The 3,664-nt window shown below is 48.8% G+C and carries 3 protein-coding genes; all 3 read right to left on the bottom strand.

What is annotated here, in order from left to right:
* Positions 1-62: 62 nt before the first annotated feature.
* The 3 genes from Q0418_RS00595 to Q0418_RS00585 all read right to left on the bottom strand — a co-directional run bounded on the left by Q0418_RS00595 (position 63) and on the right by Q0418_RS00585 (position 3,185).
* Positions 63-1,361 (bottom strand): Sapep family Mn(2+)-dependent dipeptidase, encoded by a 1,299-nt coding sequence (locus Q0418_RS00595; RefSeq protein WP_298481600.1) that lies wholly within the window; start codon positions 1,359-1,361, stop codon positions 63-65.
* Between the two features lie 263 nt (positions 1,362-1,624).
* Complete coding sequence (locus tag Q0418_RS00590; RefSeq protein WP_298481599.1) at positions 1,625-2,599, bottom strand: 2-hydroxyacid dehydrogenase; 975 nt, start codon at positions 2,597-2,599, stop codon at positions 1,625-1,627.
* Between the two features lie 28 nt (positions 2,600-2,627).
* Complete coding sequence (locus tag Q0418_RS00585; RefSeq protein ID WP_298481598.1) at positions 2,628-3,185, bottom strand: hypothetical protein; 558 nt, start codon at positions 3,183-3,185, stop codon at positions 2,628-2,630.
* Positions 3,186-3,664: the final 479 nt, after the last annotated feature.

Below are 3,664 nucleotides of genomic sequence, written 5' to 3'. Positions count from 1 at the left end.
GATGCAAGCATATGACGTGCAAAGCCGTCAGGCGCTCTTTGTGCGGTGTTGCCTAAAGTAAATTACTGACAAATCCGCAGAATGGCTGCTGCCATCATTTCTGTGTTCTGTATAAGCTGGTCAATGGGCAGAAATTCATCGTCGCCGTGCATGTGATAATCCCAGCCGGGATATTCCATACCGAATGCTACACCGCCGGGGATATCGTGGACATAGGTGCCGCCGCCGATGGCGATGCATGCGCCGGGCTGCCCGGTCTGTTCCTCGTAAACTGCCAGCAGATCCTGTACCAGGGGTGTATCTTTGGGCGTGTGATGAGGGTCGCTCTGGATCTGTGCTTCGCAGTAGAATCCGTATGTTGCAAAGGCATCCTGTACCTTCTGCAATACCGTTTCTTTTGTGACAGATATGGGATAACGGATATCGACGCAGCCATGTATCTGCCCGTGCTGGAACTGGAGCATGCTGCATACGCAGGTCAGTGCGCCGGATTCTTCATCAGCACAGGCAATGCCCAGACCGCTGCCGTCGGTGCAGCCATGGGGGAATAGTCTGGACAAGGCGGTGCAGTCCGGAAAATCGCTCTGTTGTGTCAATTGTGCCAGCAGTCCGGTAATGGCGTTATCGCCTGATTCCGGTGTGGAGGCGTGGGCGGCAGTGCCGCTGTAGGTTTGCTTTTGTCCATCTGCCAGTACGGCGGATGCATCTGCCGGGACAGCGTTGGGTGCAGTACCGGCTTCGAACTGCTCGATCTGGTCGGAGGTTGCTTTGGAAAATGTCAGGCGAAGCATCCCTTTTTCCAGATGAATCAGGGGATAGCTGCCGTCTGGTGTGAATACCTGGGGCGGCATGGTGTCTTTCTGGAGGTGATATTCCAGGTCGGTGGAACCGTTTTCTTCGTTGCAGCCCAGCAGAAAGCGGATGTTTTTACGCAGGGGAATCCCTGCCTCCCGGATGGCACGGAGGGCATACAGCACGGCAACCGCCGGACCTTTGTCATCAATGGCACCTCTCCCGTAGACACAGTTATCCCGGATCTTTGCTGTGAATGGGTCGGAACTCCAGTTGGATGCCACCGCTGGAACCACATCCAAGTGACAGAGAATGCCCAGGTGCGGCGGCAGGGACGGATCCCAATCGGCTGCACCCATATGGCAGTCATAATTTTTGCAGGTCATGCCCAACTGCTGGAGTTCTTGCAGCATATAATGCAGTGCATCGGCGCAGGGTTTGCCGTAGGGAAAGTCGCTGCTCTGCGGCTGCGGTGTGGCAACGCTCGGAATAGCGATCAGCTCCGACAAGGTTTGCAGCATGGCATCCTGGTTAGCGTGAATACGGTTCTTGACGGATTCGGGTAACATATGAATTCCTTCTTTCTATCAATGTAAAGGCGATCGGTGAGATCGCCTGAAGGCAACACCGCACAAAGAGCGCCCTGTCGGCTTTGCATGTCATATGCTTGCATCTTTTCCGTCACATTTCACAAAAATGCTCGTGAATACACAAAGTATTCACTGCGCTTTTTGTTTCATCTGACGAAAAATCTGACGGCGCATTTGACGCACAATCCTTGTGCGGTATTGCCTGAAATCGTAAAATGGGGATTTCATATCACAATGATACATTATTGAACCTGATTCTGCACTGTGCCGTCTTTGAAGAAAGCATCCAGATTTTCCAGAGTTACTTTTGCAATGTTGTGCAGAGCTTCAGTAGTCAGAAATGCCTGATGGGAGGTCAGGACAACATTGGGCATGGATACCAGCAGAGACAGGATTGTGTCACGCTTTACGGTATCGGAACGATCCTCAAAGAAAAATTCTGTTTCTTCCTCGTAGACATCCAGCCCAGCACCGGCAATCTTGCCGTTTTTCAGGGCGTCCAGAAGGGATTCGCTTTCCACCAGCATACCACGGGATGTGTTCAGCAGGAATACGCCGTCTTTCATCTGTGCAATGGTATCCCGATTGATCAGGTGCTTTGACTGTTCCGTCAGGGGACAGTGGAGAGAGATGATATCACTCCGCTGCAGTAGTTCTTCCAGGGATACATAGGGAAAATCGGCGCCTTTCAGCGGATATGGATCATATGCCAGTACATCCATGCCGAAGCCACGGCAGATCTGGATGAAAATCTGTCCGATCTTGCCTGTACCAATGACGCCCACAGTTCTGCCGTGAAGGTCAAATCCCACCAGACCGTTCAGGGAAAAGTTGAAATCTCTTGTGCGGAAATATGCTTTGTGGATTTTCCGGTTCAGAGTCAACAGCAGACCCATGGTGAATTCCGCTACGGCATAAGGGGAGTAGCCGGGTACACGCACAATGGGAATACGCCCGGCGGCTGCTTTGCGGTCTACATTATTATAGCCGGCACAGCGCATAGCGATGATCTCCACGCCGGCACGGCATAATCCGTCAATGACTGTATCGTTTAAGGTGTCATTGACAAAAGGAATGACGGCGCGGCAGCCTTGTGCCAGGGAAACCGTATCCGGTGTTAGTTTGTGCTCAAAATATTTGAACTCGTAGTTCTGGTTCAGACGGTCGAACCAGATACGGTCGTAGGGTTTTGTGTCGAAAAAAGCAACACGTTCCATAATGGCTCCTTTCTAGGAAAAACAGATCTCAGTGTTTGGGAGATATTCTTGGCTTGAGATATCGTTGATAGAGCAGCGGAAAGCAGCCCATGCTGAAATCATAGCACCAGAACATAATATTCGCCATGCCCAGAAGAATCCATCCGCCGTATTTTCCGTAGTCACCCAGGGATTCCAGGAGTTCTTTCATGCCGAGGACATAGACGGATATCCAGAAAAAAGCGAGGACGGCTCCATTGAACAAGGCAAGTCGCAGAAGAAAGGCGAGCGGTTTCCACTTTGTATGCTCGATTTTAGGGCGCAGCAGGGGATAATAGCCAAAGAAAAACAAAAAGACAAGTGCTGCATCCTTGTTCGGGGTAATAAAAAGGGAGAGTAGCCCTACGGAAATATATGTGAGTAGTCCCCAATATGTGTTGGTTTCCAGTGCCATAATATAAATGAGTGCGCTTGCCGCCATGGGTAGGATCAGGTAGAACATAGGGAATATGCCGGTCAGAAACATACAGACTAGACATAGAGATGCAATGATACCGCCCAGTGCAATACGATAGCTGAGAGATTGAACAGATTCATTTTGATGCATGATGAAACACCTCGTGCTTAGAAACGCAGTTTGATTTTTCCTTATAGTTTCATCTTACCAGAAAACCGTTGCTCTGTCAACTATTTTAGAAAAAAACATATTGCTGTGGCGTTGTTTTAGTTTGACCGGAAAGGCTGGGATTATACGGTATGTTTGTGTCTTTGACTTTTACATGGCAATTTTTTGTGCAGGAAGTTTTACCTGACGAAAATTGTAGATGCTATTTGACACTTAATTTTATTTTTCAATATTGATTTTATATAATAGATTTAGGTTTGTTCTAAATTCGATTATTAATTAATGTTGACTTAAACTTTTGAAAATAAGAATATTAGTTTTTTTGTTGACATGTCTTCTTGTTTGTGGTATACTATATTAGTCGGCATGAGTCACATGCCGGAAAAAATCGCGGGATGGAGCAGCTCGGTAGCTCGTCGGGCTCATAACCCGAAGGTCGTTGGTTCAAATCCAGCTCCCGC

Origin of the sequence: uncultured Ruminococcus sp., from assembly GCF_937915125.1 — a bacterium.
GTDB lineage: Bacteria > Bacillota > Clostridia > Oscillospirales > Ruminococcaceae > Ruminococcus_C.
This window is presented reverse-complemented; position numbering and strand designations above follow the sequence as displayed.